The organism is Bacteroidota bacterium (assembly GCA_036522515.1).
Lineage (GTDB): Bacteria > Bacteroidota > Ignavibacteria > UBA10030 > SZUA-254 > VBOC01.
Map to the genome: position 1 here is coordinate 1 of DATDFQ010000021.1, position 3,203 is coordinate 3,203.

Genomic DNA, 3,203 nt, shown 5'->3' on the forward strand with positions numbered 1-3,203 from the left:
GAAGTTGCCGTCGATCTCGACGTTCGCAGCGCTGCCGGGAGTTCCGGCGGGCGCCTGTGCAAACGCGCCGCTCGTGACAGCAAGCGAGCAAGCGAGCATCGCGACGCAAAGCGCCGGCAGTGCCGGGACTCTGGCGCGAAGGTTGCAGAACAATGTATTGAGCATCATGATGACACTCTCCTTTGTTGGTTGTGATGTGGTAGTGGTGAATAAGCTAGTCATTACTTGCAGGCGGATTGGAAACCGGTGAGAGAAGGAAAATGCAGGGCCCGCCGTCGCGGCGCGCCACGAGTGCAAGGACGAGCAATTGGGATTCGGAATTACCGTCGCCGGTTTTGCCGGAGGATAACCCGATGATGTAGATAGCAATGCGGTCCATAAAGGGAATTATAGATCGTATCGAAAAAAGGTTTTTGAACTAACGGCTGAAAGGTGCCAGCGTCCCAGAGGGGGTAAAGAAGCGCCTCAGATACACTTACAGGACTCCCGTCTTAACTTGGAGACATGATACTAAAGTAACCCAAGAGTGTCAAGGGCGGAATCTCCGCTTTACCCGATTAAATATCTTCGCGGAGGAACCTGTCTTCCATGAAGGGACATTTTTCGGAACCTTCCTCCCCCGAGGAATGACCGGGTGGCCCCTCTCCGAGAGGCCACCCCGTCATCGTGCCGATTTCCTTGCAGCTTACTTCATCAACACCATCTTCATCACGTCGCGGAACTCCTTCCCGTTGACCATCGAGGTCGCCTGCAGCCGGTAGAAGTAGACTCCGGAGGGAAGCGGCACGCCCTGATGATCGGACGAGTTCCACTCGACCGACTGATAGCCCGCGCCCATCACGCCGTTCACGAGCGTCGCAACTTCCTGTCCGAGAACGTTGAAGACGCTCAGCCTGACCTGGCTCGCCTCCGGCAGATCGAACTTGATCTGCGTCGTCGGGTTGAACGGGTTCGGATAATTCCCTCGGAGCGCGTAGCCGGACGGCTTCGCCGGAACCTGGCTCAACTCTGCCGCGCCTGCGCCCGAACCTTTTCCGGCCAGCGCCTGAGCGGCCGATCCCACGACGAAGTTGCCGATGACGAAGTCCTTCAATTCGGCCGTGACCGATTGAGACGACCTTGTCTCGATCAGGAATGACGCGAAGCACGGGTTGATCCCCGGCAGGCAGGCCACATCGATGCCGCCCTCAAAGAAGGCACCCTTCGGGTACTGCCCTGCCGGCCCCATTTTCGGTTTGTAGGGCCAGGGGGGCGAGCTGACCGTGGAATTCGTGATCGCAAACGAATTGGACGCCGAGAGAGTAAGCGCGTTCACCGTCCCATCCGAGCCGCCGCTTCCCACCCACTCGTAGGCGAAGATAACCGGAGTCCCGCCGCCGCCCACGAAGTTCGAGAGAACCAGGAGGTCGCCGACCTCATGATGTCCCGCAAACGTTCCGTTCGGGAGGATATGGACGGTGTCCTGGAAGAACCAGAAACCGATCTGCGCGTTCCCGTTGACCGCATACCTGTCGCCGAAGAAATAAAGCTGAGTTCCGTACTCGGCCGCTCCCGCGTTCAGGATATCGTCCTTGTCGGGGGTGGACTGGATGCTGTAGTGCCACTGCGTCACATCGACGATATCTTTCGTTCCGATGACGAAATGGTCGTCCGCCTTCGACGGGAAGTCGACGACGATCCCCGTTGTCTCGGTCGGATGAGCAGTCCCGTTGTAGATCAGGTTCCAATCGTCCGGGGGATTTGGAGCGACCGCCGTCGCGTCCCCGTCGAGCTCAAACCCTTGTGTGATTGCCCCTCCTGCGCCGCAGGTTCCGACCTGAGGAAGCACGATCGCCACATGGGCCGTGGCCGTGCCCGTGCAGCCGTTCGCGTCGGTGACCGTCACCGAATATGTGCCGGAGTCGCAGACGCTCGGGCTTTGCGATGTGGAGGTGAAGCCACCCGGGCCGGTCCAGCTGTACGTAGCGCCAGCGGGGCTCGCCGAGATCGTGACACAGGGTTCAAAGCAGGTGATCGTCCCCCCTGTCGCGGACGCCGTGGGCGGCGTCAGGGCTCTAAACGTGCCCGAGCCCGAGCCGGTGCAGCCTTTCGAGTCTGTGATCGTCACGCTGTAGGTGCCCGCGGTGCTCGTGCTGATCGTCGAGGTCGTTGCGCCCGTACTCCAGAGGTACGTGTATCCCGGCGTGCCGCCGCTCGCATTCGCCGTCAGCGTGCGGGCAGTTCCCGGACAGGCGCTGTCAGGCGGAACCGAAACTGTGGGATTCCCGCTCAGGCCGATCGAGCCTGATCCGGTGCCTGTGCAGCCTTTGGAGTCCGTCACTGTCACAGAATAAGTGCCTGCAGTGCTGGTCGTAATGGTGGAGGTCGTAGCGCCATTACTCCAATGGTACGAATACGCAGGCGTTCCCCCCGATGCCGTCGCCGTGAGGGTCCCTGAAGTCCCGCCGCAAACCGCGACGTTATTCACGGAGACCGTCGGATTTGGATTGACTGTAAACACAACCGTATCCGTGGCGGCGCCGCAGTTCTGGTCGCTTGTCGTCGTCAGGAGAAGAACCGCCGTTCCGGTTCCGGTATCGGTGATCGTGGAGGTGAGCGAAGTGGGGTCTGCGATCGCAACCCGTCCGCTCAGGACTGACCATAAGGGCGTGCCGTTCGCCGCGCTCCCTGCAAGCGTGAAGGTTGTGACGTCGCCTGCCGTGCAAACAGCCTGATCGGGTCCGGCGTTCGCCTGCGGGGCCGGTATGACCGCAAACTTTCCGAGCGCAAAATCCATCAATGAGCTCGTGAACGATGCGGAGGAACGGGTCTGGAAAAGAACAGTCGCCAGTGGATTGCACGGATCGATCGGCAACAGGTTTAATCCTGTCAGGTCGATGCCGAACTCGACGAACTGGAGGGCGACCGTCGTATCGGTGAACGAGCCGTTGGGAGAGACGCCCTGGCCCGGCGCGACCGCCGGAACGTTCGTATTGTTCGTCACGATGAACGCCTTGCCGGTCGTCAGTGAATCGGCGATCAGGAACCACGATCCGCCGGCATTCGTGCTCCATTCCCGGATGCTGATCACAGGCTTCGATCCGCCGTTGGTGTAGTCCACGATCAGGAGAATGTCACCCCCTACGAGGTGTCCGTTGATGTCCACGGCTCCGGCGATGCGCCCGCCCAGCGCGGTGCCGAGCGACTGGGGTCCCGAGGCCCTG

Annotated in this window: 1 protein-coding gene; it reads right to left on the reverse strand. The window is 60.7% G+C overall.

The features are described from left to right. Positions 1-685: 685 nt before the first annotated feature. Positions 686-3,203 (reverse strand): FlgD immunoglobulin-like domain containing protein (locus VI215_03325; GenBank protein HEY6191338.1); only part of this gene is annotated, 2,518 nt, incomplete at its 5' end.